Source organism: Burkholderia sp. 28_3 (genome assembly GCF_003253915.1).
Taxonomy (GTDB): Bacteria; Pseudomonadota; Gammaproteobacteria; order Burkholderiales; family Burkholderiaceae; genus Burkholderia; species Burkholderia cenocepacia.
The window spans coordinates 408,011-434,249 of sequence record NZ_QKZF01000002.1 but is presented as its reverse complement, the minus strand read 5'-3'; the positions used below and the strand labels follow the sequence as shown (position 1 = coordinate 434,249).

Below are 26,239 nucleotides of genomic sequence, written 5' to 3'. Positions count from 1 at the left end.
TCGACAAAGGACGGCGTCCATGGTAACGTGCAGATTCGTGCAATTTCAAGAATTTTCGTGCAATCACGATGCTGACGACGCAACGCAAGAAAGCGATCCTCGATGCGCTCGCGCGCGACGGCCAGGTACTGGCCGCCGAGCTGAGCGTGCAATTCGGTGTATCCGAAGACACGGTGCGCCGCGACCTGCGCGAACTCGCGGCCGAAGGACTGCTGCAGCGCGTGCATGGCGGCGCGCTGCCGGCGTCGCCGGCCATCGCGCCGTTCGCGCAGCGCGAGGCGCTCGAAGCCAAGGAGAAGCGGCGCATCGCACGGCGAGCCGCGCAGATGATCGCGCCCGGGCAGGTGGCGATCGTCGACGGCGGCACGACCTCCGCGCTGCTCGTCAGCCAACTGCCGACCGACCTGCGCGCGACGATCGTCACGCACAGCCCGAGCGTCGCGGTTGCGCTGGCCGCACATCCGTCGATCGACGTGATCCTGATCGGCGGGCGGCTCTACAAGCACTCGATCGTCGCGGTCGGCGCGGCGGCGATGGAAGGCATCGCGCGCATCCATACGGACCTGTACTTCATGGGCGTCACGGGCGTGCATCCGGTCGCCGGCCTGAGCACCGGCGATTTCGAGGAAGCGGCGATCAAGCGCGCGCTGGCCGAACGCGCGGCCGAGACGGTGGTGCTCGCGTCGCAGTCGAAACTGCGTGCGGCGTCGCAGTTCGTGATCGGTGACCTCACGCTCGCGCAGACGATCGTCGTCGAACAGGAAACCGACGCCGCTCTGACGAAGCCGATCGAGGCCGCGGGCGTGACGGTGGTGCGCGCGTAGCGCGCGGTACAGGCGGGCCGCACGCGCAATCGAACTGCGAATGCGTCGACGCGGTGCGTGATCGATACGCGCGCGTTCAGGCGCGACCGCTGATCGCCCTCGGCGTGCACATACTCGGCGGCGCATAACGCGTGCCGCCACGCGTCACACCGAAACGCCGCCGGTCCGCCTAAATCCCGCGAAACGCCGGCGCGCGGCGTTGCGCGAACGCACGCAGCCCTTCGTCGAAATCCGCGCCTTCGCACGCGTGCCGGCGCAACTCGGCGATCCGTTCGAACGCATCGGCCGGCAACGGCCGCGCATCCTGCAGCACGCGCAACTGCTCCTTCACCGCGTGCACCGCGAGCGGCGCCTTCGCGGCGATCGTGCGCGCGACGTCGAGTGCCGCGTCGTCGACCCCGCCGGCGTCTGCCAGCCGGTTCACGAGCCCGTGATGCGCGGCGCGTTCCGCATCGAGCGGCTGCGCGCAGAAGAACATCTCCTTCAGCACGTGGATCGGCAGGTTGTCGTAGAAGCGCAGCAGGCCGCTCGTCGAATACGGCAGGCCGATGTTCGCCGGCGTCATCGCGAAGCGTGCGTCGCGCGCCGCCACGACGAGATCGCAGCTCATCACCAGATCGACCGCCCCGCCCCATGCCGATCCCGCCACCGCCGCGATCACCGCGCCGGGATAGGTCCGCACGCGCCGCAGCGCGCGTTCGAGCGGCTTGCCGTACGCGAGCGGATCGCGGTCGTCGGCCAGCTCGCGCAGGTCGTGCCCCGCGCTCCACACGTCGCCGCTGCCGTCGTTCGACAGGATCACGACGGGCGGCGGACGGCGTGCGGCCAGCGCATCGAGGTGCGCGACGAGCGCATCGAGCAACGGTGCGTCGAGCGCATGCCGTCGCGCCGGATTCGCGAACCGCACGCGCGCGATCCGCTCGCCGATCAGGTCCACCGTCACGGTCGACGCCGCGTCGTGTTTCGTCATGTCGGTCATTGCACGGCCTCCGCCACCGCATCCGCCTGGAAGATCGCGCGCGCGGCCAGCAGTGCGTCGATCGCCTCGTCGCCGTAGCCGGCTTCGCGCAGCACGTCGACCGTATGCTCGCCGAGCAGCGGCGGCGCATGGCGCGTGCGCGGCGCCGGCACGTCGTCGCCCATCCCGCCGAGCGGCGTGACGACCTGGCGCAGCGTACCGAGCGTCGGATGCGCGACCGGCTCGACCAGCCCGCAATGCGCGAGCTGCGGATCGTCGAACACTTCGTCGAGCGTATGGATCGGCCCGGCCGGCAGCCCGGCCTCGACGAACCGCTGCGTCCAGTCGCGCTTGCCGCGCGTGCGCAGCCGGTTTTCGAGCAGCGCCTTGAGTTCATCGCGATGCGCGACGCGCGCGTCGTTGGTCGCGAAGCGCGGATCGTTCGGCAGCTCGGGCAGATCCAGCAACTGGCACAGCCGCAACCACATGTCGGTCGTGATCGGCGCGAGGTTGAGCGGGCCGTCGGCCGTCTCGAACACGCCGTACGGCGCGATCACCGCATGCGCATTGCCGGTACGGCGCGGCACGTCGCCGAGGCTCAGGTAGCGTTGCCCATGCACGCTCAGCAGCGCAACGAGGCTTTCGAGCAGCGACGTGCCGACATGCTGGCCGCGCCCGGTGCGCTCGCGCTCGAACAGCGCGGCCATCACGCCGGTCGCGACCCACATCCCCGAGCTGAGATCGCCGATCGCGGTGCCCGTGCGGGTCGGCTCGCCGTCCGGGAAGCCGGTGACGCTCATCAGCCCCGCATAGCCCTGCGCGATCTGGTCGAAGCCCGGCCAGTCGCGCAGCGGGCCGCGCGGGCCGAACGCGGTGACGCTGCCCATCACGAGCCGCGGGTCGCGCGCGCTCAGCGCTTCGTAGCCGAGCCCCATCGCGTCCATCGTGCCGGCCTTGAAATTCTCGATCACGACGTCGGCCTGCGCGATCAGCCGCCGCACGACGTCGAGGCCGGCCGGCTGCCGGAAGTCCACGCAGATGCCGCGCTTGTTGCGGTTGCAGGACAGGTAGTACGTGCTCACGCCGCGATCGAACGGCCCCCACGCGCGGCTCATGTCGCCGTGCGGCCCCGACTCGACCTTGATCACGTCGGCGCCGAGATCGGCGAGCACCATCGAGCAGAACGGCCCCGACAGCGCGCGACTCAGATCGACGACCCTGATTCCTGTTAATGCCTGCATTCCGGACTCCTGATAGGGATGACGAGATGTGTGTTGTTTGCGAACGACTGCCGCGCCGTTCATTCGGGCAGCGTCTGATGCCGCGTTTCGACCGCGAACGGCAGGATCAGGATGCCGAGCCCGAACACGGCCGCGGTCCACGCGACCGGCACGCCGAGCGATCCGTAACCGTGTATCGCCGCGCCGAGCAGGAAGTTCACGCCCGCGCCGATGAAGCGGCCGACCGACGCGTTGAACGCGAACGCGGTGGCCCGCACGCGCGTCGGATATTGCTCGGGCAGCCACAGCGAGAAGATCGCGAAGTTGCCGCCGAAGAAGCCGAGGAACGCGAGCGACACCATGAAGGCCGCGAGCCCGTTCGGCTGGTAGAACGCCCAGCCGAACGCAAACACGATCGAGCCGGCCATTCCCGCGAAATACACGCCGAGCGCGGTACGCCGGCCGAGCCGTTCCGACAGCCACGGCGCCGCCAGGCAGCCGGCGATCGTCGCGCACGACAGGATCGCCGCGCCGATCGACGCAAGCCGCAATGCGCCGACGTGATCGATGCCCGCGCGCGCCGCCAGCGTGGTGACCGCGCTCGCCTCGTAGACGGAGCCGGCCCACAGCCCGACGATCGCGACGCCGACGAGGCTCGCGCTCGTCAGCGTGCGGCGCAGGAACGCCGGCGCGAAGATCTCGCGCAGCGGATGTGCGCGCCGCGTGTCGGCCACGTCGCCGTCGCGCGCATCGTGCCGGCGCCACTGCCCCGGCTCCTTCACGCGCATCACCGTGAACACCGCGAGCAGCGCGGGCGCCAGCCCGCACAGGAACATCGCGCGCCAGCCGTAGGTCGCGCCGATCGTGTAGTTCAGGCAGGCCGCGATGAAGAAGCCGAAGTAGTAGCCCGTCTGCAGGTAGCCGGCGCCCATCTTGCGGCGGTCTTCCGGCCAGCTCTCGGCGACGTAGGTACCGGCGAGCGCCCATTCGCCGCCGACGCCGATCCCGGCGATCAGCCGGCACGCGGCCAGCGCCCACACGTCGTGCACGAACGCGGCCGCGCCGGTGAACACCGAATAGATCAGGATGCTCGCCGCGAGCGTGCGCACGCGGCCGAAGCGATCGGCGAGCGGCCCCCAGATGAACGACAGCCCCCAGCCGATCAGGAACAGCGCGAACAGGATCGAGCCGTACATCCCCAGATTCGCGGGCGTCGCCGCGATGCCGGACGCCGGCAGCAATTCCGTCAGCGCGGGAATCAGCACGAGCGCGTAGATCACCGAATCCACGCCGTCGAGCACCCAGCCCGCGTACACGGCCCAGAAGCCCTTCACCTGCTCGCGCGTGAGCGGCGTGCGCCGCGGCTTCGCGCCGGCCGCCGGCGCGTCGATCGCCTTGAACATCTTCGTCTCCTTGCCGGCGGGGCCGGCTCTTGCGCCGCGTCCGGTCCGGAATGGCCGGCAGTCGGGCTCTTTTGTGAGACGAGTATAGAAACGCTATCGATCGCTGAAAAATATGATATTCATCTTGCTCGATCGGATTGGCTTATGGCTCGAATCGGGCGTGATTCGGGCTTGAATCGGGAGACGGCGGCGATGGACTTGAGACAGTTGCGCTATTTCGTGAAGGTCGTCGAATGCGGCAACGTCACGCACGCGAGCGAGGCGCTGCACGTCGCGCAGCCGGCGGTGAGCCAGCAGATGCGCAATCTCGAGCAGGATCTCGGGATGCAACTGCTCGAACGAAGCGTGCGCGGCGTCGCGCCAACCGCCGCCGGCCGCACGCTGTACCGGCACGCACTCGAACTGCTGCGCCAGGCCGACGGCACGCGCGAGCTGCTGCGCCGCGACGCCGACACGCCGCAGGGCCGCGTGACCGTCGGCATGCCGTCGAGCACCGCGCGCGTGCTGGCCATTCCGCTCGCCCGCGCCGTGCGCGACCGCTATCCGGGCATCATGCTGGAGCTGATCGAAGCGCCGAGCGCCGATCTCGACACGCTGCTCGAACGCGCGCGGCTCGATCTCGCGATCGTCGTCGATGCGGTCGACACGCGCGGCATCGCGATCCACCGGCTGCTGACGGAAACGCTGTACCTGATCACGTGGCCCGGCTTTCCGGTGCCGGACGCACCCGTGCCGCTCGACGCGATCGCGCGGATGCCGCTCGTGCTGCCGAGCGCGCCGAATACGATCCGCAACCGCGTCGACTGGGCGATGCGCGAGGCCGGGCTGTCGTACGAGATCAGCTTCGAGGCGAGTTCGACCGGGCTGCTGTTCGCGGCCGTGATGGCGCAGCTCGGCGTGACGATCCTGCCGTGGACGGCCGCGCACGTCGAGATCGAGGAGCGCAAGCTGAAGCTGTCGACGGTCGCGCACCGGCTGTTCGCGCGCGACCTGTCGCTGTGCTGGCACGACACGGCGCTCGTCAGCAACGCGGTGCAGAAGGTGAAGGGCGAAATCGTCCGGCTGTTCGACACGCTCGGGCAGCGGCCGGAATGGGCGGCCGGCCGGGCATTGACAACGCCCCCCGGCGCCCCTTAACGTGGCTCCATCGTAACCATCACCGGTTCAGCTTAAGAGGTTGTCGGCCCGCTCGTGCTCGACACCTCTGCCTTCCTCGAAGGCCTGCTGCTTGGCGCAGGCCTGTTCACGTCGGTCGGTCCCAAGGACGCCTTCGTCATCAAGCGCTCGCTTTCGAGCCCTCACCTACTCTCCATCGCCCTCGTCTGTGCAGGCAGCGACGCATTGCTGATCGTGCTCGGCGCGCACGGGCTGTCGGCATTGCTGTCGCGCCATGCCGCCGTGGTGGCGGCCGCGCTGTGGGCCGGTATCGCGTATCTCGCCGGCTACGGCCTGCTCGCGCTGCGCTCGGCGATCGTCGGACGGGAGCCTGAGCATGTAGATGGCTCACGCGTCGCTAGCGAACCCATGCGGTCGCGCACGCTGCTCGCGACCGCCGCGGTTTCGCTGCTCAATCCGTATGCATGGATCGATACGGTGCTGCTGCTCGGGACCGTGATCGTGAGCCACGCGCCGTCTGCCCGCGCACCGTTTGCGATCGGCGCGATGACTGCTTCGCTGGCGTGGTTCCTGATGCTCGCCTATGGCGCACGCGCGTGCCGTGCGTGGTTCGCCCGTACGCTCGCGTGGCGCGTGCTCGATGGCTTCGTCGCGGTGATGATGCTCGGCTTCGCGGTGCGTTTCGCGATCGACGCGCTTTAGGTGTCAGCGGCCCGATAGCCCGATAGCGATATCGCGCGGAACGCGTCGTGTGCGTGGGCATGCAGCTCGAATCCGATACCCGGTGCCTGCGGCACGCGCGCGTATCCCGCGTCGACGATTTCGCCATCGGCCAGTCCGCTGAACGGCTGGAACGCGAACGGGCTGACTTCCGCGCCGCCAAGCCCGAGCGCCGCGACGACGTGCAACGAGAACAGATGGCCCCCATGCGGCCAGAACGCGTCGCGCCGCCAGCCGCGCGACACGAAGTGATCGACGATCTGCAGATAGCCCGGCAGCCCGTAGCTGTGCACGGGATCGAACACCAGCACGTCGCGGTCGGCACGCAAGCCGCCGTAGCGGTCGAGCAGCTTCGCTTCCGCGAGCGAAAACAGCGCTTCGCCTGCTGCGATCGGCGGTGCGTATCGCGTGGCGACGTCTGCCTGGAGCGGCAGGTCGAGCGGGTCGCAGATGTCCTCGAACCACCAGAGGCCGAACGGCGCGAGCATGTCGGCCGCCTCGTGGGCGGTCGTCGCGTCGTACGTGTTCATCGCGTCGACTGCGAGATGCGAAGGGCCTGCCAACTGCGCGGCCGCGGCGTCGATGCGGCGCCGGTCCTGATCGAAATTCGCCCCGCCGATCTTGATCTTCGCGTGCGTGTAGCCGAGATCGACGATCCGTCGTATCTCATCCGGCAGGCGCGCGAGATCGTCATGCGGATAGCGGTAGCCGCCGCCCGCGTAGACGCGCACGCGTGGTGCTGCCGCGTGTTGGAGACGATCGGCGAGAAAGCGATGCAGCGGCAGATCGGCGATCTTCGCGGCGGCGTCCCAGATCGCCATGTCGAGCGTGCCGACCGCGACGCAGCGTTCGCCGTGCCCGCCCGGCTTCTCGCCGGCCATCATCGCGCGCCACGCGCGGAACGGGTCGAGGTTCGTGCCGGCTTCGTCGGCGAGCGTATCGGCGGCGGCCAGCAGGCGCGGCGCGAACCGTTCGCGGATCAGGCCGCCCTGCGCGAAGCGGCCGATCGACGCGTAGCCGTAGCCCGTCACCGGGCAGCCGTCGCGCACGACGTCGGTGACGACCGCGACGATGCTCGTGGTCAGGCCGCCGGACGGGATCGCCGGATCGGCATAGCGGGATACGGGAATCGCGCGTTCGTGGATCGCGGTGATGCGCATGGTCGGGGTTCCGGTGGGGCGTCCGGCGCAGGCGGGAGATTCGTGCGCTGCAGCGGAAACGGTGGACGGATCGCTGCATCTTAGGGGTTTGCGCGACCGCGTGCACGACCGGCGAGCGTCATCGTGTCGCCGCCGGACAACCGCGCGTCGCCTTCGTCACGGATCGGAGTCGGATAGCGGGGGCGCGAAGCGTGTAACCACGTTCGGCGCGTTCTTTCCGAACCGAATCGAGTTCGATCGAGCCGGAATCCTCGGTTGCCGTCCCGGCTCCGCGAACCGGGAGGATGTGGAGCGCGCGGGTCGGGTTGAATCGACCGCCCCGCTCAGGCGAAGACGAAGTACTTGCGCACCGTCTCCACCACTTCCCATGTCCCTTTCATGCCGGGTTCGATCACGAATACGTCACCGGCTTTCAGGTGCTGCGGCTCCTCGCCTTCCGGCGTGATGATGCAGTAGCCATCAAGGAAGTGGCAGTACTCCCATTTTTCGTAGTTCACCTCGAACTTGCCCGGCGTGCAGATCCAGGTACCCATGATCTTGCTGCCGTCCTTCGAGACGTACGCGTTGAGGTTCACGGTGTGCGGATCGCCGCCAATGCGCTTCCACTTGGTCGCGTCAAGGACAGGCGTCGGGCAGGTTTTGCGCAGAACGGTGATGAAATCGGACATGTCGGCTCCAGACTGAGATCGTGTGAAAGGTCTGTCACGTTAGTTCGAAAGCCTTGTCCAGGCTTGCATGCTTCCGACGCCGACTCGTCTATTTTCGACATTGGCGGGCGTACAAGCGTGCCGCCATCGCGTTTGTAGTTGAACCTCGGCCACTTCTCTAGTTACAACCCACTTGCTTAGGTAGTTGGCGCATCGCGAGGGTACGTACTCCACGAACGAGTTCGAAGTCCGTTTGCGGGCAGCCCCACAACGCACTACTTGTAACATTGCCACCAAACCCTGTACGATCACCCACCCTTCGGCCGTCGTATAACGGCCATTACCTCAGCCTCTCAGGCCCTATCGCGTTAATCAGAACCACTAGTCATGCGCGTTCTCACGTCACGATTTCTCCCGGTTCCACGAAGAACCACTGTTCATGCGTAGTTCTCGACGGTGCCAGTTTTCATGCCAGCGCCAAACTCGAGAAGCTGACGATATAGCGTCACCAGTCCAATTGCACCGACTCCAGCGACGAAGATCTCTGCCATTCTCTCAATGGCAGTCGACACCCAGTTGACTCCTTTCGCCTCTCACCAATCGCCCCCCTTCACGAAAAGGAGTATCCTTACAGCCACGAACAATCGAGGTGACCAATGCCTATCGTAACGCTATACAACCACAAAGGCGGGGTTTCAAAGACCACCACAACTTTCAACCTTGCACATCTTCTTGTAACGCGAGGAAAAAAAGTATTGCTCGTGGATGCAGACTCACAATGCAACCTCACCGAATTATGCCTAGGACGAGTAATAGAAGAATTAGATGCGGTCGCAGAAAAAACTGGAATTATTCAAGATCTGCCTGGAACAAATATCCTTGACGCTCTCAAGCCGAGAATTGAAGGCGAAGTCGCATCAATAAATATCGATACCATCGAGACCGTGAATCTCGTGCCGGGACTTGATCTTATTCGAGGTAGCGTCGACCTTACCTCTATCGAAGATGATATCGGCGAAGCACATACTCAACGCTTCGCCGCTCGCACTAATCTGATGCGCACATACGTTGCCATCGGTGACATGCTGACGCGCCTCGCCGATGCCCGTGGCTACGACTACATATTCATTGACCTTGGACCAAGCGCTGGTGCACTAACGCGCTCGTTTTTCTTAGCTTGCGATGCGTTCTTTGTTCCAGTTGCACCGGACCGATTCAATGTTCAGGCCATTCGGACGCTATCAACCATCGTTTCTCGATGGCTTGAAGAACACTCTCAGATTCGTGAAACGTACAAAAGTTATTCTCTTCCCGTCCGCCCAGGGCAGCCAATTTTTTGTGGCGCGATATCTCAATTTTTTAAAGTCTATAAAGGAAAACCCAAAGCAGGTTTTGATGTTTGGATGAAGCGCATTCCAGAACAGATCACAACATATCTTGTCCCGGCTTTGGAAAAGCTCTCCACACCAGAAAAAAATCTGTGCCCACTAAGTCACGAGGAATTTATTGCTGCTCAAATTCCCGATTTTGGCACACTGGCCCCTCTAATGCAGGAGGTCGGAAAACCTGTCTTTAGCATCACACAAGAAGATACCGCCTTGGTCACCGAGTCTGGTGTCGCATGGGCAGGAGGAACTTGGACCGATGCCCAGAAGCGCATGGCAACATACAAAACCTGTCTTGAGCAACTCGCCAATCGAATTTCTATCGCAGGTTAATCGACGATGCTATTGAAACTTGAAAGTCACTTCGTGGCATTCATTGATCTTCTTGGTTTTTCAGAGATGGTTCGAGCCGACTGCGAATCATCTCATGAACCCAAATACTTGGACCTATTGTACACCGCGCATCTTCGCGCGGCCGCACTTTTCAGCAAGGATCTAGATTCCGGCCTTACTCAATTCTCCGATTCAATAGTGTTAAGTCGACCATTTGATCTACCATCACTATCCAACTTCATTTCAACAATAGCAATATGGCAACGCTCACTCCTTCTCGATGGATTACTATGCCGAGGCGGAGTCACCTTCGGCAAACACTTCGTCAAAGATAGGTTCTTGTTCAGCAAAGGCTTAATAGACGCTTATCGCCTCGAGAGCACACAAGCAAAATACCCCAGAATAGTCGTATCTGAAAACCTGCTTCAGCTTGCGCAGCCAACGGTGGATATTGGAGCCTTGAATTTGATTCGCGAAGAGGACGGCATTTCATTTATCGACTATCTCGAGATAGACAATCAGGACGAGAAGGATAAATTCAATACATCAATCCAAGGCGTGATAGCAGCATCACGAAGTAGCGACAGCTCGGTACAGGAGAAGATGCGTTGGTTGGCATGGTATGCCGATCACAAGCTTGGGACCAATCTGTCCGGGCCAAGATTTTCGGTCTTGTAGACCATTCGTCAGAGCGTGACGTTAAATAAAGAATACAATCCCGAGCAACCGCGAAATGAACATCGATCAAGCCATCGCAGCGGCGCTTCGCAATGTGGCCGAACACGGTGACACGGATATTTTTTCGTTTTCGTTCGAAAATCTGTTGTTCCGTGATAGGCCAGCGGATTCAGCCACGCTGATACGGACCATCCATGCAAACTGGGACCAGTGGCTTTCAGTCTATCCACCGGAAACGATGCGCAGTTTGGCACAAGTTGGCTATGCTGGGTTTCGTTGGGCTACGTTGATCGATCCATTTTGGAATTGTTCCTACTTGTCGCTGGTGCTGTCGATTGCCGATAAGATCGAGTCCGTTCGCGTACCGGAAACCGAGAAGACAGTTTTCTCTTATCGTTTTCATTGGCAAGAAAGTGACGCCAAGATCTTCAAAGACAGCACTTGGATCGATTTTAGGAAGCAGTGTCTGTTACTCAGCAACGACTACCCCGTCGTGGTACAGACAGACATTTCCGATTTCTATTCCCGCATTTACCATCATCGTATCGAGAACGCCCTACAGCGGCTCCCTGGCGTTGGGGATCAGCCGAAGCGTCTCATGGACTTACTCAAACAGTTTTCGCAGAATGTCTCTTATGGTCTGCCTGTAGGTGGTCCGGCTTCACGAATTTTGGCTGAGCTTTCGCTCGATGGAGTCGATAAGCTCCTAGTCCGCCGGGGCGTGCGCTTTTGCCGCTATGCTGATGACTATGCAATCTTCTGTGCTGACAAAGCTGAAGCCTATCGAACCCTTGTCTTTTTATCTGAAAAGCTAGCGAACGAAGGGTTGGTGCTTCAGAAGAAGAAGACGCGCATTCTCTCTGCGCAGGAGTTTCGAGAGACAGCGCAGTTGCTGGACCCTGCCGAAGCCGCAAATGCGCTGGCCACCGAGGAACAGAAGCTCCTGAGCATATCGCTGCGCTTCGATCCCTACTCACCCACTGCCGAGGAGGATTACGAGGAACTCAAAGGAGCCATTCAGGAAATCGACATCATTGGAATCCTAGGACGGGAGATTGCCAAAACTACGATCGATACCTCCGTAACCAAGCAGGCCGTCCAGGCAATCCTCGCTCTCGATCCAGCCCAGCGAATGCAGGCAGTTGGCATGCTGCTAGACGGTGACAACCTTATGACGCTCGCGCCAGTCTTCGTGACCGTTATGCGCGCCGTACGCGATGTCTATGCAGGGCTCGCTTCAGATGCGAGAGCCCGCCTCGACGAAGCTCTCTGCAAACTGTGGAGCGAGCAGTCACCGTTGTTATCGGTGGAGGTAAATCTGTCCTACTACATCCGGGCTCTGGCCGGCGACCAAACACAGCAAAAAGAGGAGATCCTCATAAAGATCTTCGAGGATAGCGCCAACCCCATGATTCGACGTTTAGTCATCTTGGCGATGGCCAAGTGGTCGTGCCACTATTGGCTTTCGGATGCGAAAACGAAATATGGCGCGATGTCCGTCTTCGAGCGCCGCGCCTTCATTATTGCGTCGTACTTTTTAGGCGACGAGGGGAGACACTGGCGAGATCACGTCAAAGCCAGTTGGTCCAAGGCCGAGATATTGGTTCGCGACTGGTTTTCCAGCAGATTCCAGTCAAACAAAAGCGTACCGCTATGATATCCGAGCGCGTCTTCGCGAAGTCTTTCTGTTCGTTCTGGCAGGAACTAGTGCCGTTGCTGACGCCGCGCTTCGTGGGTCTCTTCAATGAAGCTTACCGGAAAGAGCTTGTCGACAAGTCTGGAGACCCTCTACGAGCGATTCCGATAGTGCCCGGCATACGCGCCGACATGGTTGCGGAGTTCGCTTTCTGGGCTGCGAGATTGCTGCATGACAGCGGCCGACACGCCGATGACCTCCTCGATCAGGCCGAGATTGTGCAAGAGGCAAGCCGCATGGCTTTCGAGGTAGTGCAAAAGTACGAAGGCGCAAAGCCCGACCCGATCGAGCCACTAACGCCCCCAGAGTTGAGTCAAGGCGTCGCACTTGCGAGCAATTATGCGTCCCTTTACCGCGCCTGCCTGCCGGCAGACGACGTCGAGTTTAGCCCGCGGTTCGAAGGATGCGGATTCCTGAACGCAGCAGAGGGCGATCTCGGGATCAATGGGACCTTGGTCGAAATCAAAACGACGACCCGTAATGTTTCCGGAAAGGATCTGAGGCAGCTCATAACTTATCTCGCACTTGACGCTGGCGCGGGACGGCAACGATGGAGTCACGTTGCAGTTTTCAACCCTCGACGCGGTACATTCCATCGTGCCGAAATCGATGCGCTACTGCTTCGATTATCCGGAGGGAAGCCCCGTGTGGATGTTCTCGGGGACGTAGTGGAATTTGTCCAAACGACGGAGTTTGTGAACGATCGAGCATTCTGATCCGTGCATCCGAAGCGGCGAGCGAGCGAACAAGCATGGGATCGATCCTTGTCGAACTGGAGGAATCCTGACGCGCGATTGTTGACGATATTAGCGTGTGTGTCGAATGCCTGAAAGTGCCCCGTTCCGACAGCCGCCGAGCAACAACAATGCCAGTTTCGATACAGCCGACCCAGACGCCTCGCTTGCCATTCCCACCCGAACCCCTGTAGAATCGACAGTTCTGCGGGCGTCGTATAATGGCCATTACCTCAGCTTCCCAAGCTGATGACGTGGGTTCGATTCCCATCGCCCGCTCCAGCCTTTCCCCAACCCTTGCCGCGCAAAGCTTGCAGGGTTCCAGCGGCAGCCGTACCTCCCCTCCCAGCAATACCCGATCCCGAATGTGTTCGGCGAATCATGTCCGTCATGCGCTCATCGCGACATCTTCCCGATAGCCAGTTCGTGACGAAAAACCCGGCGCCTACCGCATGCCGCCCGCAAAGACCACGATGAGGATGGGCAAGCACAGCAACCCATGAAGCATGATCGCGCAATACGCCGGCACGCCGTCCGTTCCGGCATCGCCATTCGCGTTGAGCAACGTGCTGATCGCCCAAACGAGACCGCCGAGCGAAGCGACGCCGCATAGGACCGCGACGACCAGTGCCGCGCCGATCGCACCGAATCCCGATGCGCCGGCAAAGCTGCCCGGATCGCTCACGATTGAAATGCCGGCGATACCGGCGATCACACACTCGGCAAGTGCGAGCATCGCCGGGCCGCTGCCGACTTTGCGCCGTACAAAAATTGTTTCACTCATGGCTTTTCTCCCCAAAGGCCATTGGCCGTGGATCATGCCGACGCGTCCTTTCTCTCGACCGTTGCGAAAACAACCATCGATCGAACATCAAGCATCATGCGGCCGTTACCCCTTCTTGTCGTTCTGGCCGCGAGCATGCGGAATGAAGCGCACACTATTCATTTTCATCGGATTGCGCACGCGTCCGGCGCATCCGGTCAAGCCGGCTGCGTCGGCGATTCTACTCAATCGTTCGGCGGCAAGATATGGCGCGAACTCACGAACGCTAGCATCTTCGAATGGGAAAGCTGCGAGTGACATGCACCATGCCCGATCGCTGAAACGAGCACCGAAGCGGCATACGCTTCGGCCCCTCGCGAGATGTGGCCCCGAGACCGGAGCCCATTCACGCCTCGCTCGGCCAAACCCGGCGGCGACCCGCACAACCTTGCCAGCCCGATCAAACCAGTCCATAATCCGGCTCTTTCCGGTTGGCTGAACGGGAAATCCTTAAGGATCAACGGCTTGACGGCGTATCGCCGCTCCCGTCGCCACGTTCCGCAACCGCGCGCCAGCCGCCTCGTCGAAGGCGGCTTTTTTGTACCGCGCCGGCGCATCCCGCGCGCCCGATGCCCTCGCCCGAACCGAGCCTTTCTCTGTACCGATGATGCACGACGATCCGAACGAAGCCGGCCTGCCGCCGCACGACGACGCCATTCCCGACGCAGCCGACCAAGCCGCCGAAGGCGCCGACGAAGTCAACCCGCTGCACCGCCGCCGTATCCGCAGCTTCGTGACGCGCGCCGGCCGCGTGTCGACCGGCCAGCGCCGCGCGCTCGACGAATTCGGCCCGCGCTTCGTGGTCCCGTATGCGCCGGAGCTGCCCGACTGGGACGCGATCTTCGGCCGCAGCGCACCGCGTATCCTCGAGATCGGTTTCGGAATGGGCGCGTCGACCGCGGAAATCGCCGCGCACCGCCCGGGCGACGACTTCCTCGGCGTCGAGGTGCACGAGCCGGGCGTCGGCGCGCTGCTGAAGCTGATCGGCGAGCAGGATCTGTCGAACATCCGCATCATCCAGCACGACGCGGTCGAGGTGCTCGAGCACATGATCGCGCCGGCAAGCCTCGACGGCGTGCACATCTTCTTCCCCGATCCGTGGCACAAGGCGCGTCACCACAAGCGCCGGCTGATCCAGCCGCCGCTCGTCGCGCATCTCGCATCGCGCCTGAAACCCGGCGCGTACCTGCACTGCGCGACCGACTGGCAGAACTACGCGGAGCAGATGCTTGAAGTACTCGGCGCGGAACCGACGCTCGAAAACACCGCCGCCGATTACGCACCGCGCCCCGACTACCGTCCGGTGACGAAATTCGAACGGCGCGGGCTGCGGCTCGGCCACGGCGTGTGGGACCTGGTGTTCCGCAAGCGCGCAAGCTGAGCGGCTTCGCCCCACGCAAAATGAAAAAGCCCGACCGGCATCTCTCGCCGGTCGGGCTTTTTCATGGGCCCGCGCATCGGCCCATGCTCGGCATCACGCCCAGTTCAGCCAGCCGCTGTAACCGACCAGCAGCACGAACAGCCCGAACGCGATCCGGTACCACGCAAATACCGTGAAATCGTGCGTCGCGACGTAGCGCAGCAACCAGCGCACGCACACGAACGCGCTGACGAACGCGGCGACGAGCCCGAGCGCGAACAGCCCGAGCGAATCGACGGTGAACGCCTGCCAGTCCTTGACGGTTTCGTACAGCGTCGCCCCGAAGATGATCGGGATCGCGAGAAAGAACGAGAATTCGGTGGCCACGCGGCGGTCGAGCCCGAACAACATCCCGCCGATGATCGTCGAGCCCGAGCGCGACATGCCGGGCACCAGCGCGAAGCACTGCGCGATCCCGACCTTGAACGCGTCGAGCGGCGTCAGCGCATCGACCGACAGCACGCGCGGCGGCTCGCTGCGTTCGCGCTGCCGCGCCTCGGCCCACAGGATGATCGCGCCGCCCACGACGAGCGCGAACGCGACGGGCACCGGCGAGAACAGCACGGCCTTGATCTTCTTCTCGAACAGGAGACCGAGCGCGATCGCGGGAATCGTCGCGATCACGACGTTCAGCGTGAAGCGCTGCGCATCCGGCCGGCTCGGCAGCCCCGACACGACGGACACGATCCGCTGCCGGTATTCCCAGCAGACCGCGAGGATCGCGCCGAACTGGATCACGACGTCGAACGTCTTCGCGTGCGAATCGTTGAAATTCAGGAAGCTGCCCGCGACGATCAGATGACCGGTGCTCGACACCGGCAGGAATTCCGTCAGCCCCTCGACGACGCCGAGGATCAATGCCTTGCAGATCAGGATCCAGTCCATCCGTGGCCCAACTCCGAAATGGTCGAAAGAAAAGGCCACTCTTGCGCGCGCGGCCCGCCCGGCCGTGCGCGCGCCGTCGTCACTTTTCGACGATCGCCACGCGTATGCCGTTTGTAAGAATCGTAATTGTACCGGGTTCGTAGTTCACCCCGGCAAATTGGAGCTGTTCGGGCTTGAACGTGTAGATCGGATAGTTGGTCAGCAACTGCGTCGCCAGCAGGCCTGCGGCCGCGCCGACCTGCTGCGCGTACATCTGCGCATCGCCGTCGAGCACGAGGCTGTCGACGGCCGGCGCCTTCAGCACGACCGAGCGGCTCGGCGCGTCGTACGCGAGCTGGCCCGACACGGTGAACTTGCCGCTGACGGGCCCGCGCAGGAACGGGCTCGCGAAATGGGCGTCGAGCTGCACGGCGACGCGGTTCTGGTCGGGCAGCAGGTTGACGGCCGGGTTCGCGAGCGACACGTCGACCACCTGCGCGACCGTCTTCTGGTAAGGAAACTTGCGCGCGACGGCCTTTTGCACGTCGCCGCGCGAGAACGTGTAGTGATCGGGAATGAACGGGAACGTCGACGCGCAGGCGGCAAGCGATACGCACACGCCGACGGCGCCGATGGCGGCAGCGAGAAAACGGCGCCGGCCGGGCGCGCGAGCAACGGTCATGCTGAACTCTCTCCTGGATGCGCCGGCCGCGTCGCGGCCTCGAGGCGCGTGAGCCACGCGAGCGCGTCGTCGCGCGACGCGCCGCACATGTCGGCGGACGGCTGCAGCCCGGAACAGCACGCGGGGCGCTCGGGCCGGCCGAAGATCATGCAGCGCAGGTCGTCGCCGAGCTGCACGCAGCGCACGCCGGCCGGCTTGCCGTCGGGCATGCCCGGAATCGGGCTGGAAATCGACGGCGCGATGCAGCACGCGCCGCAGCCCTCGCGGCACGCATGCGGCGGCGGAACTTCGGCGGGTGCCGGACGGACAGGCATTTCGACGGACACTCGGCTCTCTCGACGAACAACGAAAAACGGTGCGGCAACCGGACGCGGCGTCCGGCAGCCCCACCCCGCATTGTGCCATCGCCCGCTGCGACGTTATTACACAATGCAGCCCGATCGCGCGTTCATATACTCGGAAGCATCCCAAAAAGCGCGAGACCGCCATGCGTTCTGGTTCTGCCGACACGATGTTCCGTCCCGATTTAGTCGCGAAATACGGCGCGAACGGGCCGCGCTATACGTCGTACCCCACCGCGCTGCAGTTCCGCGACGATTTCGACCCGGCCGACTACGGTCGCGCGGCGCGCGACCCCGGCGCATCATCGAGCGACCTGTCGCTGTACTTCCACATCCCGTTCTGCAACACCGCGTGCTTCTACTGCGGCTGCAACAAGATCGCGACCAACAACCGCCGCCGCGCGCGCCCGTATCTCGACCAGCTCAAGCGCGAAATGGCGCTGCAGGCCGCGCTGTTCGATCCGTCCCGCCCCGTCACGCAACTGCACTGGGGCGGCGGCACGCCGACCTTCCTGTCCGACGACGAAACGGCCGAGCTGATGGCGGCCACGCGCGAGCATTTCTCGCTCGCGCCGGATACCGACGCCGAGTTCTCGATCGAAATCGACCCGCGCACGGTCACGCCGGCCACGCTCGTGCACCTGCGCACGATCGGCTTCAACCGGTTGAGCCTCGGCGTGCAGGATTTCGACCCGGTCGTGCAGCAGGCGATCAACCGCATCCAGCCGCTCGCGATGACCGCCGACCTGCTCGGCGCCGCGCGCGCGACGGGCTTTCATTCGGTCAGCGTCGACCTGATCTACGGGCTGCCGCACCAGACGGTCGCGGTGTTCGCGCGCACGCTCGAGACGATCATCGAACTCGCGCCCGATCGGCTGTCGGTGTTCGGCTACGCGCACATGCCGCACCTGTTCAAGATGCAGCGGCAGATCGACGACACGACGCTGCCGCCGCCCGAAACGCGCATCGCGCTGCTCGGCCTCGCGATCGACATGCTGACGTCGGCCGGCTACGTGTACATCGGGATGGACCACTTCGCGCGGCCGTCCGACGAGCTGGTGCGCGCGCAGCGCAACGGCACGCTGCAGCGCAATTTCCAGGGCTACAGCACGCGTGCGGATACCGACCTGATCGGCTTCGGCGTGTCGTCGATCGGCAAGGTCGGCGACGTCTACGCGCAGAACGCGAAGGACCTGCCCGCGTACGGCGCCGCGCTCGACGCGGGCCGGCTGCCGATCGCGCGTGGCGTGCGGCTCACGCCGGACGACCGGCTGCGCCGCGACGTGATCACGCAACTGATGTGCAACCTGGAACTGCCGTTCTCGCATGTGGAGGCCGCGCACGGCATCCGCTTCGCCGATCATTTCGCACGCGAGCTCGACGCGCTGCGCCCGTTCGAGCGCGACGGGCTGCTGACGATCGCGCGCGACCGCCTGACGATCCACCCGGCCGGCCGGATGGTCGTACGCAACATCGCGATGGCGTTCGATGCGTACCTCGGCCAGACGCCGCGGCAGCGCTACTCGCGCACGGTTTAGGGCCGGTTCGCGCCGGCCACGGGCGGGCCGCCGGCCGCAAGCAGGCGGCCGGTTTGATACAGTGTGAGGCTTACACCCGCTTCGCCAGCCCCCAAGATGCGCACCACCAAAGCGACCCACGCGGTCGAACGCCTGAAGACCCGCTCCGGCAACCCGCAATTCGCGGCCGTCGCGATGGCGGGCGGCCTGTTCTATCTCGTCGACCGCTCGGGCGGCACCGCCGAGAAGCGCTGCGAGCCGCTGCCGCTCGACGAATTCGTCAAGTTCGTCGACGAATTCGGCCCCAAAAAACCGCGCAAGGCGAGCAAGCTCGACCTCGCGTTCGAGGCGCAGATCAAGAAGAGCAAGGGGTAAAGGTCTGTTGCAGGCCGCCTGAAGGCTTCGCGGCCGTGCCCTTTGGTACAATCACGAAGTTTCTCTATCCCCGCTGATGGCCGACCTGGCTGCGTGACCACACCATGAATATCGAAAACGCGCGTTTCAACATGATCGAACAGCAGATCCGTCCGTGGGACGTGCTGGATCTGGATGTCCTGGGCCTGCTGTCGATCGTCAAGCGTGAAAACTACGTTCCGGCCCAATACCGCGATCTCGCATTCGCCGATCTCGAACTGCCGCTGCCCGGCGGCGCCAGCAAGATGCTGTTCCCGCGCGTCGAAGCGCGCGTGCTGCAGGAGCTGGGCGTCAAGAAGCACGAGAACGTGCTGGTGATCGGCGCGGGCTCGGGTTACCTCGCCGCGCTGTTCGCGCATCGCGCGCAGCACGTGACGGCCGTCGAGATCGATCCGGCGATCGCGAAATTCGCGGAAGACAACCTGCGCAACGACGGCGTGACCAACGCCGAAGTCGTGCTCGGCGACGGTTCGCGCGGCTGGGCCGCGAAGGCGCCGTACGACGTGATCTGCGTCGCGGGCGGCCTGCCGGTCGTGCCGCAGGAAATGCTCGAACAGCTCAAGGTCGGCGGCCGCCTGTCGGCGTTCGTCGGCGGCCGTCCGGTGATGAAGGCGCAGATCATCACGCGCATCGACGACAAGCAGTACCGCGTGGCCGACGTGTTCGAAACGTACATCGACCACCTCGTCAACGCGATCGAGCCGTCGCGCTTCAAGTTCTGAGCGGCGGAGCCTCCATGCAGATCCTGACGCCCGCGATGCTCGCGGAATGGCTCGGCGACACGGCGCGCCCCGCGCCGGTCGTGCTCGACGTGCGCGAGCCGTGGGAAATCGCGACCGCGCAGATCGCCGGCAGCGTGTCGATTCCGATGCAGCAGATTCCCGCGCGCAGCGAAGAGCTCGACGACGAAGCGGAAATCGTCTGCGTGTGCCATCACGGGATGCGCAGCGCGCAAGTCGCGATGTTCCTCGAATCGCGCGGCTTCACCAAGCTGTACAACCTGCAAGGCGGGATCGACGCGTGGTCGCGCGACGTCGATCCGTCCGTGCCGCGCTACTGACCGATCCTTCCGGCCGCGCATCACGCGCCGCCGCGCCGCCCGGCCCCCGCCGCCGGCCGCACCGATCCGCCGAACGGGCGCGCATTGCGCGCCCGTTTCTCTTTTCCGCGCGCCGTTCCGTCGTTTCCCGCGTCGCGGCGCCGCGGCACCGACGTGCACCATTTGCGCCCGCGCGTCTGCACCGCAACGGACCGCGCATGCTGCACCACGCGTCATCCGCACCGCCCCGATGCCCGCCGATGCCCCGCGCAGGCACGCCGGACGTGCATCCGCGCGACTGGCACATGCCTTGCGTTACACGATGGCCGGCGCCGCCACGGCGCACGCACATCCAACACGACAAGGGGATCCCGATGAAACGTCGCAGTCTGTTGAAGTTCGGTTCGATGGCCGGCGCGCTCGCGCTGGCGGGCAAGAGCCCGTTCGCGCACGCGGCCGATTCGGGCACCGGCCCGATCAAGGTCGGCATCCTGCATTCGCTGTCGGGCACGATGGCGATCTCGGAGACGTCGCTGAAGGACACCGCGCTGATGACGATCGCCGACATCAACAAGAGCGGCGGCGTGATGGGCCGCAAGCTCGAACCGGTGGTGGTCGACCCGGCGTCGAACTGGCCGCTGTTCGCCGAGAAGGCGCGCCAGCTGCTCACGCAGGACAAGGTCGCGTGCGTGTTCGGCTGCTGGACGTCGGTGTCGCGCAAGTCGGTGCTGCCGGTATTCGAGGAGCTGAACGGGCTGCTCTACTACCCGGTGCAGTATGAAGGCGAGGAAATGTCGCGCAACGTGTTCTACACGGGCGCCGCGCCGAACCAGCAGGCGATTCCCGCCGTCGAGTACCTGATGAGCGCGGAAGGCGGCGGCGCGAAGCGCTTCTTCCTGCTCGGCACCGACTACGTGTATCCGCGCACGACCAACAAGATCCTGCGCGCGTTCCTGAAATCGAAGGGTGTGAAAGACGCCGACATTCAGGAGGTCTACACGCCGTTCGGCCACAGCGATTACCAGACCATCGTCGCGAACATCAAGACCTTCGCGCAGGGCGGCAAGACGACCGTGGTCTCGACGATCAACGGCGACTCGAACGTGCCGTTCTACAAGGAGCTGGGCAACCAGGGGATCAAGGCGACCGACGTGCCGGTGGTCGCGTTCTCGGTCGGCGAAGAAGAGTTGCGCGGGATCGATACGAAGCCGCTCGTCGGCCACCTCGCCGCGTGGAACTACTTCATGTCGGTGAAGAACCCGACCAACACGAAATTCAAGGACCAGTTCGCCGCGTGGGTGAAGGCGAACAACCTGCCGGGCGGCGCGAAGCGCGTGACCAACGATCCGATGGAAGCGACCTACGTCGGCATCCATATGTGGAAGCAGGCCGTCGAGAAGGCGAAGAGCACCGACGTCGACAAGGTGCGCGTCGCGATGATCGGCCAGACGGTCGCCGCGCCATCGGGCTTCACGCTCGCGATGGACGGCAACCATCACCTGCACAAGCCGGTGATGATCGGCGAGATCCGTGGCGACGGGCAGTTCAACGTCGTGTGGAAGACGAAGACGGCCGTGCGCGCGCAACCGTGGAGCCCGTTCATCGCGGGCAACCAGGGCAAGCCGGACGTCGTCAGCTCGATTCCGGCGTTCCTGCGCCGGCAGCGCGCCGCGCTGGCCTGACGTCGAGCGGCGCGTCGCGCTTCGTGTGCGACGTGCCGCCGGCCCGCTGCCGATGCGCCGGCCACGCTTGCCGCGACGGACCGTCGGCAACGGCGCAGCGCCGCCCCACTCCGCTTCCCACGCCCGACAGGATTTCCCGATGCCAACACGCTTTCGCCGAGCCGCCCGCGCGATCGCGGCATGCGCCGCCCTCGCGGGCCTGCTGCCGCACGCCGCGTTCGCGCTGACGGCGGCCGATACCGCCGCGCTCGCCGGCGACGACTTCGACGCGAAAACGGCCGCGATCGAACGGCTCGCCGCCGACACCGATCCGCGCGCCGTTGCGGTGCTCAACGCACTGTCGAGCGGCGATGCGCTCGCGACCGGCGACGGCCGCCTGCTGATCCAGGCCGGCGACACCGCGCACGACGCGCTCACGCAGGCCGCGACGCCGGCCGGCGACGCGCAGCCGGTGATGCTGAACAACCTGCTGCGCACGAAGATCGCCGGTGCGCTGTCGGGCCTCGCGCTCGCGTCGCCGGACGTGGCCGCGCGCCGCGACGCGATCGACGCACTGCTGAAGTCGCCCGACCCGGCGCTCAAGCCGATGATCGACCGCGCCCGCGCGAAGGAAACCGATCCGGCGCTGAAACGCCGCCTCGATGCGCTGTGGGCGATCGCCGCGCTGCACGATCCCGATCCGGCGAAGCGCCTCGAAGCCGTGCAGGTGGTGGCCGCGCGCAGCGATCTCGACATGATCGAACAACTGCGCCCGCTCGTCGCTAAAAACGCGGACGGCAGCTACGCGGAGCCCGACGCGCGCGTGCGCGACGCCGCGCAACACGGGCTCGATACGTTGCACGCGCTGCAGCGCCGCGGCGAAATCGTCGGCACGGTGTTCGCCGGCCTGTCGCTCGGCAGCGTGCTGCTGCTCGCCGCGCTCGGCCTCGCGATCACGTACGGGCTGATCGGCGTGATCAACATGGCGCACGGCGAATTCCTGATGATCGGTGCGTACGCAACCTATGTCGTGCAGACGCTGGTCCAGCGCTACGCGCCCGGCGCATTCGACTGGTATCCGCTCGTCGCCGTGCCGGTGTCGTTCGCGGTGGCCGCGCTCGTCGGCATCGTGCTCGAACGGCTCGTGCTGCGGCACCTGTACGGCCGCCCGCTCGAAACGCTGCTCGCGACCTTCGGCGTGAGCCTGATCCTGATCCAGGCGACGCGCATGCTGTTCGGCGCGCAGAACGTGCAGGTCGTGAACCCGTCGTGGATGAGTGGCGGCGTGACGGTGATGCAGAACCTGATCCTGCCGTACAACCGGCTCGCGATCCTCGCGTTCGCGCTCGCGGTGGTGGTCGTCGCGTGGGCCGTGCTGACGAAGACGCGGCTCGGCCTGTTCGTGCGCGCGGTCACGCAGAACCGCCGGATGGCCGCCTGCGTCGGCGTGAAGACCGCGCGGGTCGACGCGTATGCGTTCGCGTTCGGGGCAGGCATCGCAGGCCTCGGCGGCTGCGCGCTGTCGCAGATCGGCAACGTGGGCCCCGATCTCGGCCAGAACTACATCATCGACTCGTTCATGGCCGTCGTGCTCGGCGGTGTCGGGCAGATCGCCGGCACCGTGCTCGGCGGCTTCGGACTCGGCCTCGCGAGCAAGGCGATCGAACCGTTCTGGGGTGCCGTGCTCGCGAAGATCGCGGTGCTCGTGATGATCGTGCTGTTCATCCAGAAACGCCCGCAGGGCATGTTCGCCCCGAAGGGCCGCAGCGCGGAGGCTTGACGTGACTTCATTCACCGATTCGATATCGAACCCGGTCGCCGACACGTCGAAGCCCGCTGCCGCCGGACGCGCGGCGGACGGCTTCGCGCTCGCCCTGCCGCCCCGCCCCGCGCTGCTGTCGCGCCGCGCATGGCTCGCGCTCGTCGCGCTGTGCGTGGCGATCGGCATCGGCGTGCCGCTCGCCGCACTCGTCGCGCCCGAAGCCAGCGCGTTCCACCTGTCCGCGTACGCGATGACGCTCGCGGGCAAGCTGATGTGCTACGCGATCGCCGCGCTCGCGCTCGACCTCGTGTGGGGCTACTGCGGCATCCTGAGCCTCGGCCACGGCCTGTTCTTCGCGCTCGGCGGCTATGCGATCGGCATGTACCTGATGCGCGAGATCGGCCGCGACGGCAAGTACGGCAGCGACCTCCCCGACTTCATGGTGTTCCTCGACTGGCACCAGTTGCCGTGGTACTGGAGCGGCACGCAGCATCTCGCGTGGGCGCTCGCGCTGGTCGTGCTCGTGCCGGCCGTGCTCGCGTGGGTGTTCGGCTTCTTCACGTTCCGCTCGCGCGTGAAGGGCGTGTACCTGTCGATCATCACGCAGGCGCTGACGTTCGCCGCGATGCTGCTGTTCTATCGCAACGAGACGGGCTTCGGCGGCAACAACGGCTTCACCGACTTCAAGCGCATCGCCGGCTTCGCGATCACGTCGCCGGGCACGCGCACGGTGCTGTTGCTGCTGACGTTCGCGACCCTCGTGCTCGCGTTCATCGCCGCGCGCGCGATCGTCACGAGCAAGCTCGGGCGCGTGGTGACCGCGGTGCGCGACGGCGAGACGCGGCTGATGTTCCTCGGCTACAGCCCGCTCGCGTACAAGCTGTTCGTGTGGACCGTGTCGGCCGTGCTGTGCGGCATCGCCGGCGCGCTGTACGTGCCGCAGGTCGGCATCATCAATCCCGGCGAGATGTCGCCCGGCAACTCGATCGAAATGGCGATCTGGGTCGCGGTGGGCGGACGCGGCACGCTGATCGGGCCGATCGTCGGCGCGTTCGCGGTAAACGGCGCGAAGAGCGTCTTCACCGCGTACTTCGCCGAATACTGGCTGTTCTTCCTCGGTCTGATCTTCGTGCTCGTGCCGCTCTTGCTGCCGCGCGGGATCATGGGCCTCGTCGAAACCGTGCTCGCGAAGGGGAAACGCGCATGAATGGAACGGCGCTCTACCAGTTCACGCCGCCCCCCGAGGACGAGCTGACCGTCAGCGGCAGCGCGTCGATGGGGCGCGTCGTGCCGCCCGGCATCGATACGTCGCACGGCACGATTCTCTATCTCGAGGACATCGAGGTGAGCTTCGACGGGTTTCGCGCGCTGAAGAAGCTGTCGCTCTCGATCGACGCGGGCGAGCTGCGCTGCGTGATCGGCCCGAACGGCGCGGGCAAGACGACGATGATGGACGTCATCACCGGCAAGACGCGGCCCGATGCGGGCAAGGTGTTTCTGGGCCAGACGATCGACCTCGCGCGGATGAACGAACCCGAGATCGCGCGGGCGGGCATCGGCCGCAAGTTCCAGAAGCCGACCGTGTTCGAACAGCATCCGGTATGGGAAAACCTCGAACTCGCGATGCAGACCGACAAGGGCTGGCTCGCGTCGCTGCGCGCGCGGCTCGACCGCACCGCGCAGGCGAAGATCGAGGAGACGCTCGCACTGATCGGCCTCGAAAGCCATGCGTATCGCGCGGCCGGCGAACTGTCGCACGGCCAGAAGCAGCGGCTCGAAATCGGCATGCTGCTGATGCAGCGCCCCGCGCTGCTGCTGCTCGACGAGCCGGCGGCCGGGATGACCGACCACGAGACGATGGAACTCGCCGAGCTGCTGAACACGCTGCGCGGCACCTGCTCGATGATGGTCGTCGAGCACGACATGGAATTCGTCGCGGCGCTCGCGGGCGACACGGGACGCGTGACGGTGATGGCCGAAGGCGCGGTGCTCGCGCACGGCACGCTCGACCAGGTCAAGCGCGACGACGCGGTGATCGAGTCTTATCTCGGACGATGATGCGATGCTGAAAATCGAAGCGCTGAACCAGTACTACGGCGGCAGCCATATCCTGCGCAACGTGAACCTCGTCGCCGACGACGGCAAGCTCACCGTGCTGCTCGGCCGCAACGGCGTCGGCAAGAGCACGCTGCTGCGCTGCCTGATGGGCGTCGTCGCCGCGAAAAGCGGCAGCGTGTCGTGGCGCGGCACCGCGCTCGGCGCACTGCCGCCGTATGCGCGCGTCGCGGCGGGGCTCGCGTACGTGCCGCAGGGCCGCGACATCTTTCCGCGGCTCACCGTCGAGGAAAACCTGCTCGTCGGCGCGGCGAGCCGCAAGGCGCCGTCGAAAGTGCCCGATCGCATCTACGACCTGTTCCCGGTGCTCAAGGACATGCGCGCGCGGCGCGGCGGCGACCTGTCGGGCGGCCAGCAGCAACAGCTCGCGATCGGCCGCGCGCTGATGAGCGAGCCGCAGTTGCTGATCCTCGACGAGCCGACCGAAGGCATCCAGCCGTCGATCATCCAGGACATCGGCCGCACGCTGCGCCAGCTCGTCGACGAATCGCGGATGACCGTGCTGCTCGTCGAACAGTATTACGATTTCGCTCAATCGATCGCCGACCGGTACTGGGTGATGAGTCGTGGCGAGATCGTCGCGGGCGGGGAGGCACAGGACATGGAGACGAACGGGGTGCGGGAGCTGATCGCGGTGTGATGGGGCGGCACCGCGGTAGGCACGGCGGTAGGCACGGCGAGGGACACGTACGGTCGGCTCGCGGGACGCACGCACGCGGCGCTTCCT

Annotated in this window: 28 protein-coding genes and 1 tRNA gene; 19 read left to right on the top strand and 10 right to left on the bottom strand. The window is 64.8% G+C overall.

Going from position 1 to position 26,239, the window contains the following annotated elements:
• The first annotated feature begins 68 nt into the window (after window positions 1-68).
• Window positions 69-824, top strand: a complete 756-nt coding sequence (locus DFS13_RS06685) for a DeoR/GlpR family DNA-binding transcription regulator (protein WP_111441511.1) — start codon at window positions 69-71, stop codon at window positions 822-824.
• 169 nt (window positions 825-993) lie between these two features.
• On the opposite strand, the gene scpB is transcribed toward DFS13_RS06685, so the two are convergent.
• Genes scpB through DFS13_RS06670 form a run of 3 tightly spaced genes read right to left on the bottom strand, consistent with a single transcriptional unit; the run spans window position 994 to window position 4,405 of the window.
• Window positions 994-1,803 (bottom strand): methylmalonyl-CoA decarboxylase, encoded by an 810-nt coding sequence (gene scpB, locus DFS13_RS06680; RefSeq protein ID WP_077021914.1) that lies wholly within the window; start codon window positions 1,801-1,803, stop codon window positions 994-996.
• Entirely contained in the window at window positions 1,800-3,023 is a 1,224-nt protein-coding gene (locus DFS13_RS06675; protein WP_077190928.1) for a CaiB/BaiF CoA-transferase family protein, read from the bottom strand. Before DFS13_RS06675 ends, scpB begins: the two co-directional genes overlap by 4 nt.
• 59 nt (window positions 3,024-3,082) lie before the next feature.
• A complete protein-coding gene (locus DFS13_RS06670) occupies window positions 3,083-4,405 on the bottom strand; it encodes an MFS transporter (RefSeq protein WP_006488552.1) in 1,323 nt (440 codons plus the stop codon).
• A gap of 192 nt (window positions 4,406-4,597) precedes the next feature.
• Between DFS13_RS06670 and DFS13_RS06665 the strand changes: the two genes are divergently transcribed.
• Window positions 4,598-5,542, top strand: coding sequence for a LysR substrate-binding domain-containing protein (locus DFS13_RS06665; RefSeq protein WP_111441510.1), 945 nt, complete (start codon window positions 4,598-4,600; stop codon window positions 5,540-5,542).
• A 54-nt stretch (window positions 5,543-5,596) separates the two neighbouring features.
• Complete coding sequence (locus DFS13_RS06660; protein WP_080330720.1) at window positions 5,597-6,223, top strand: LysE/ArgO family amino acid transporter; 627 nt, start codon at window positions 5,597-5,599, stop codon at window positions 6,221-6,223.
• Here DFS13_RS06660 and DFS13_RS06655 read toward each other — a convergent pair.
• The 3 genes from DFS13_RS06655 to DFS13_RS40765 all read right to left on the bottom strand — a co-directional run bounded on the left by DFS13_RS06655 (window position 6,220) and on the right by DFS13_RS40765 (window position 8,620).
• Window positions 6,220-7,401 (bottom strand): mandelate racemase/muconate lactonizing enzyme family protein, encoded by a 1,182-nt coding sequence (locus tag DFS13_RS06655; RefSeq protein WP_111441509.1) that lies wholly within the window; start codon window positions 7,399-7,401, stop codon window positions 6,220-6,222. The two genes, DFS13_RS06660 and DFS13_RS06655, sit on opposite strands and share 4 nt — an antisense overlap.
• A gap of 323 nt (window positions 7,402-7,724) precedes the next feature.
• Window positions 7,725-8,069, bottom strand: a complete 345-nt coding sequence (locus DFS13_RS06650) for a cupin domain-containing protein (RefSeq protein WP_006496617.1) — start codon at window positions 8,067-8,069, stop codon at window positions 7,725-7,727.
• 416 nt (window positions 8,070-8,485) lie between these two features.
• Window positions 8,486-8,620, bottom strand: coding sequence for a hypothetical protein (locus DFS13_RS40765; RefSeq protein ID WP_258399992.1), 135 nt, complete (start codon window positions 8,618-8,620; stop codon window positions 8,486-8,488).
• Between the two features lie 84 nt (window positions 8,621-8,704).
• On the opposite strand from DFS13_RS40765, the gene DFS13_RS06645 reads away from it, so the two are divergent.
• From DFS13_RS06645 to DFS13_RS06630, 5 genes are all read left to right on the top strand, one after another.
• Window positions 8,705-9,766, top strand: coding sequence for a ParA family protein (locus tag DFS13_RS06645; RefSeq protein ID WP_111441508.1), 1,062 nt, complete (start codon window positions 8,705-8,707; stop codon window positions 9,764-9,766).
• 6 nt (window positions 9,767-9,772) lie between these two features.
• On the top strand, window positions 9,773-10,444 hold the full coding sequence (locus DFS13_RS39780; RefSeq protein ID WP_134163129.1) for a hypothetical protein: 672 nt from the start codon (window positions 9,773-9,775) through the stop codon (window positions 10,442-10,444).
• A gap of 55 nt (window positions 10,445-10,499) precedes the next feature.
• Window positions 10,500-12,101: an RNA-directed DNA polymerase gene (locus DFS13_RS06640; protein WP_208328478.1), complete on the top strand. Its 1,602-nt coding sequence runs from the start codon at window positions 10,500-10,502 to the stop codon at window positions 12,099-12,101.
• Window positions 12,102-12,157: 56 nt separating this feature from the next.
• Window positions 12,158-12,856 (top strand): hypothetical protein, encoded by a 699-nt coding sequence (locus DFS13_RS06635; protein ID WP_134163130.1) that lies wholly within the window; start codon window positions 12,158-12,160, stop codon window positions 12,854-12,856.
• 225 nt (window positions 12,857-13,081) lie between these two features.
• Window positions 13,082-13,156 (top strand) — tRNA-Gly (locus DFS13_RS06630).
• A gap of 163 nt (window positions 13,157-13,319) precedes the next feature.
• Here the strand turns inward: DFS13_RS06630 and DFS13_RS06625 are convergent.
• Window positions 13,320-13,658: a hypothetical protein gene (locus DFS13_RS06625; protein ID WP_111441506.1), complete on the bottom strand. Its 339-nt coding sequence runs from the start codon at window positions 13,656-13,658 to the stop codon at window positions 13,320-13,322.
• A 27-nt stretch (window positions 13,659-13,685) separates the two neighbouring features.
• On the opposite strand from DFS13_RS06625, the gene DFS13_RS39775 reads away from it, so the two are divergent.
• Window positions 13,686-13,955 carry a hypothetical protein gene (locus DFS13_RS39775; protein WP_134163131.1) on the top strand — a complete coding sequence of 90 codons (270 nt, stop codon included), beginning with the start codon at window positions 13,686-13,688 and terminating at the stop codon, window positions 13,953-13,955.
• 346 nt (window positions 13,956-14,301) lie between these two features.
• Window positions 14,302-15,078 carry a tRNA (guanosine(46)-N7)-methyltransferase TrmB gene (trmB, locus tag DFS13_RS06620; RefSeq protein ID WP_006488575.1) on the top strand — a complete coding sequence of 259 codons (777 nt, stop codon included), beginning with the start codon at window positions 14,302-14,304 and terminating at the stop codon, window positions 15,076-15,078.
• A 93-nt stretch (window positions 15,079-15,171) separates the two neighbouring features.
• Here trmB and DFS13_RS06615 read toward each other — a convergent pair whose 3' ends face one another.
• The 3 genes from DFS13_RS06615 to DFS13_RS06605 form a co-directional block, all read right to left on the bottom strand.
• Window positions 15,172-16,002 (bottom strand): undecaprenyl-diphosphate phosphatase, encoded by an 831-nt coding sequence (locus tag DFS13_RS06615; protein WP_006488560.1) that lies wholly within the window; start codon window positions 16,000-16,002, stop codon window positions 15,172-15,174.
• 79 nt (window positions 16,003-16,081) lie between these two features.
• Window positions 16,082-16,663 carry a DUF1439 domain-containing protein gene (locus tag DFS13_RS06610; RefSeq protein WP_006496624.1) on the bottom strand — a complete coding sequence of 194 codons (582 nt, stop codon included), beginning with the start codon at window positions 16,661-16,663 and terminating at the stop codon, window positions 16,082-16,084.
• Window positions 16,660-16,977, bottom strand: coding sequence for a YkgJ family cysteine cluster protein (locus tag DFS13_RS06605; protein ID WP_027783753.1), 318 nt, complete (start codon window positions 16,975-16,977; stop codon window positions 16,660-16,662). The genes DFS13_RS06610 and DFS13_RS06605 overlap by 4 nt, the downstream gene beginning before the upstream one ends.
• A 173-nt stretch (window positions 16,978-17,150) precedes the next feature.
• Between DFS13_RS06605 and hemN the strand changes: the two genes are divergently transcribed.
• From hemN to urtE, 9 genes are all read left to right on the top strand, one after another.
• Window positions 17,151-18,542, top strand: coding sequence for an oxygen-independent coproporphyrinogen III oxidase (gene hemN / locus DFS13_RS06600; protein ID WP_034200902.1), 1,392 nt, complete (start codon window positions 17,151-17,153; stop codon window positions 18,540-18,542).
• Window positions 18,543-18,638: 96 nt separating this feature from the next.
• A complete protein-coding gene (locus DFS13_RS06595; protein ID WP_006488573.1) occupies window positions 18,639-18,896 on the top strand; it encodes a hypothetical protein in 258 nt (85 codons plus the stop codon).
• A gap of 104 nt (window positions 18,897-19,000) precedes the next feature.
• Window positions 19,001-19,657, top strand: a complete 657-nt coding sequence (locus DFS13_RS06590) for a protein-L-isoaspartate O-methyltransferase (RefSeq protein ID WP_006488564.1) — start codon at window positions 19,001-19,003, stop codon at window positions 19,655-19,657.
• 14 nt (window positions 19,658-19,671) lie between these two features.
• Window positions 19,672-19,995, top strand: a complete 324-nt coding sequence (locus tag DFS13_RS06585) for a rhodanese-like domain-containing protein (RefSeq protein ID WP_006488544.1) — start codon at window positions 19,672-19,674, stop codon at window positions 19,993-19,995.
• Window positions 19,996-20,348: 353 nt separating this feature from the next.
• The gene (urtA, locus tag DFS13_RS06575; protein WP_111441505.1) at window positions 20,349-21,656 is read left to right on the top strand and encodes an urea ABC transporter substrate-binding protein; all 1,308 of its coding nucleotides are present in this window, start codon (window positions 20,349-20,351) and stop codon (window positions 21,654-21,656) included.
• A gap of 139 nt (window positions 21,657-21,795) precedes the next feature.
• The gene (urtB, locus tag DFS13_RS06570) at window positions 21,796-23,415 is read left to right on the top strand and encodes an urea ABC transporter permease subunit UrtB (protein WP_058901943.1); all 1,620 of its coding nucleotides are present in this window, start codon (window positions 21,796-21,798) and stop codon (window positions 23,413-23,415) included.
• A 1-nt stretch (window position 23,416) separates the two neighbouring features.
• On the top strand, window positions 23,417-24,604 hold the full coding sequence (gene urtC, locus DFS13_RS06565) for an urea ABC transporter permease subunit UrtC (protein WP_111441504.1): 1,188 nt from the start codon (window positions 23,417-23,419) through the stop codon (window positions 24,602-24,604).
• Window positions 24,601-25,455 carry an urea ABC transporter ATP-binding protein UrtD gene (urtD, locus tag DFS13_RS06560; RefSeq protein ID WP_006488543.1) on the top strand — a complete coding sequence of 285 codons (855 nt, stop codon included), beginning with the start codon at window positions 24,601-24,603 and terminating at the stop codon, window positions 25,453-25,455. Before urtC ends, urtD begins: the two co-directional genes overlap by 4 nt.
• A gap of 4 nt (window positions 25,456-25,459) precedes the next feature.
• Entirely contained in the window at window positions 25,460-26,152 is a 693-nt protein-coding gene (gene urtE / locus DFS13_RS06555) for an urea ABC transporter ATP-binding subunit UrtE (protein ID WP_006488540.1), read from the top strand.
• Window positions 26,153-26,239: the final 87 nt, after the last annotated feature.

What these genes read in the sequence shown, in the direction of transcription:
- DFS13_RS06685 (WP_111441511.1), top strand. Translation starts at nt 69, where the DNA reads ATGCTGACGACGCAACGCAAGAAAGCGATCCTCGATGCGCTCGCGCGC.
- scpB (WP_077021914.1), bottom strand. Translation starts at nt 1,803, where the DNA reads ATGACCGACATGACGAAACACGACGCGGCGTCGACCGTGACGGTGGAC.
- DFS13_RS06675 (WP_077190928.1), bottom strand. Translation starts at nt 3,023, where the DNA reads ATGCAGGCATTAACAGGAATCAGGGTCGTCGATCTGAGTCGCGCGCTG.
- DFS13_RS06670 (WP_006488552.1), bottom strand. Translation starts at nt 4,405, where the DNA reads ATGTTCAAGGCGATCGACGCGCCGGCGGCCGGCGCGAAGCCGCGGCGC.
- DFS13_RS06665 (WP_111441510.1), top strand. Translation starts at nt 4,598, where the DNA reads ATGGACTTGAGACAGTTGCGCTATTTCGTGAAGGTCGTCGAATGCGGC.
- DFS13_RS06655 (WP_111441509.1), bottom strand. Translation starts at nt 7,401, where the DNA reads ATGCGCATCACCGCGATCCACGAACGCGCGATTCCCGTATCCCGCTAT.
- DFS13_RS06650 (WP_006496617.1), bottom strand. Translation starts at nt 8,069, where the DNA reads ATGTCCGATTTCATCACCGTTCTGCGCAAAACCTGCCCGACGCCTGTC.
- DFS13_RS06645 (WP_111441508.1), top strand. Translation starts at nt 8,705, where the DNA reads ATGCCTATCGTAACGCTATACAACCACAAAGGCGGGGTTTCAAAGACC.
- DFS13_RS39780 (WP_134163129.1), top strand. Translation starts at nt 9,773, where the DNA reads ATGCTATTGAAACTTGAAAGTCACTTCGTGGCATTCATTGATCTTCTT.
- DFS13_RS06640 (WP_208328478.1), top strand. Translation starts at nt 10,500, where the DNA reads ATGAACATCGATCAAGCCATCGCAGCGGCGCTTCGCAATGTGGCCGAA.
- DFS13_RS06625 (WP_111441506.1), bottom strand. Translation starts at nt 13,658, where the DNA reads ATGAGTGAAACAATTTTTGTACGGCGCAAAGTCGGCAGCGGCCCGGCG.
- trmB (WP_006488575.1), top strand. Translation starts at nt 14,302, where the DNA reads ATGATGCACGACGATCCGAACGAAGCCGGCCTGCCGCCGCACGACGAC.
- DFS13_RS06615 (WP_006488560.1), bottom strand. Translation starts at nt 16,002, where the DNA reads ATGGACTGGATCCTGATCTGCAAGGCATTGATCCTCGGCGTCGTCGAG.
- DFS13_RS06610 (WP_006496624.1), bottom strand. Translation starts at nt 16,663, where the DNA reads ATGACCGTTGCTCGCGCGCCCGGCCGGCGCCGTTTTCTCGCTGCCGCC.
- DFS13_RS06605 (WP_027783753.1), bottom strand. Translation starts at nt 16,977, where the DNA reads ATGCCTGTCCGTCCGGCACCCGCCGAAGTTCCGCCGCCGCATGCGTGC.
- hemN (WP_034200902.1), top strand. Translation starts at nt 17,151, where the DNA reads ATGCGTTCTGGTTCTGCCGACACGATGTTCCGTCCCGATTTAGTCGCG.
- DFS13_RS06595 (WP_006488573.1), top strand. Translation starts at nt 18,639, where the DNA reads ATGCGCACCACCAAAGCGACCCACGCGGTCGAACGCCTGAAGACCCGC.
- DFS13_RS06590 (WP_006488564.1), top strand. Translation starts at nt 19,001, where the DNA reads ATGAATATCGAAAACGCGCGTTTCAACATGATCGAACAGCAGATCCGT.
- DFS13_RS06585 (WP_006488544.1), top strand. Translation starts at nt 19,672, where the DNA reads ATGCAGATCCTGACGCCCGCGATGCTCGCGGAATGGCTCGGCGACACG.
- urtA (WP_111441505.1), top strand. Translation starts at nt 20,349, where the DNA reads ATGAAACGTCGCAGTCTGTTGAAGTTCGGTTCGATGGCCGGCGCGCTC.
- urtB (WP_058901943.1), top strand. Translation starts at nt 21,796, where the DNA reads ATGCCAACACGCTTTCGCCGAGCCGCCCGCGCGATCGCGGCATGCGCC.
- urtD (WP_006488543.1), top strand. Translation starts at nt 24,601, where the DNA reads ATGAATGGAACGGCGCTCTACCAGTTCACGCCGCCCCCCGAGGACGAG.
- urtE (WP_006488540.1), top strand. Translation starts at nt 25,460, where the DNA reads ATGCTGAAAATCGAAGCGCTGAACCAGTACTACGGCGGCAGCCATATC.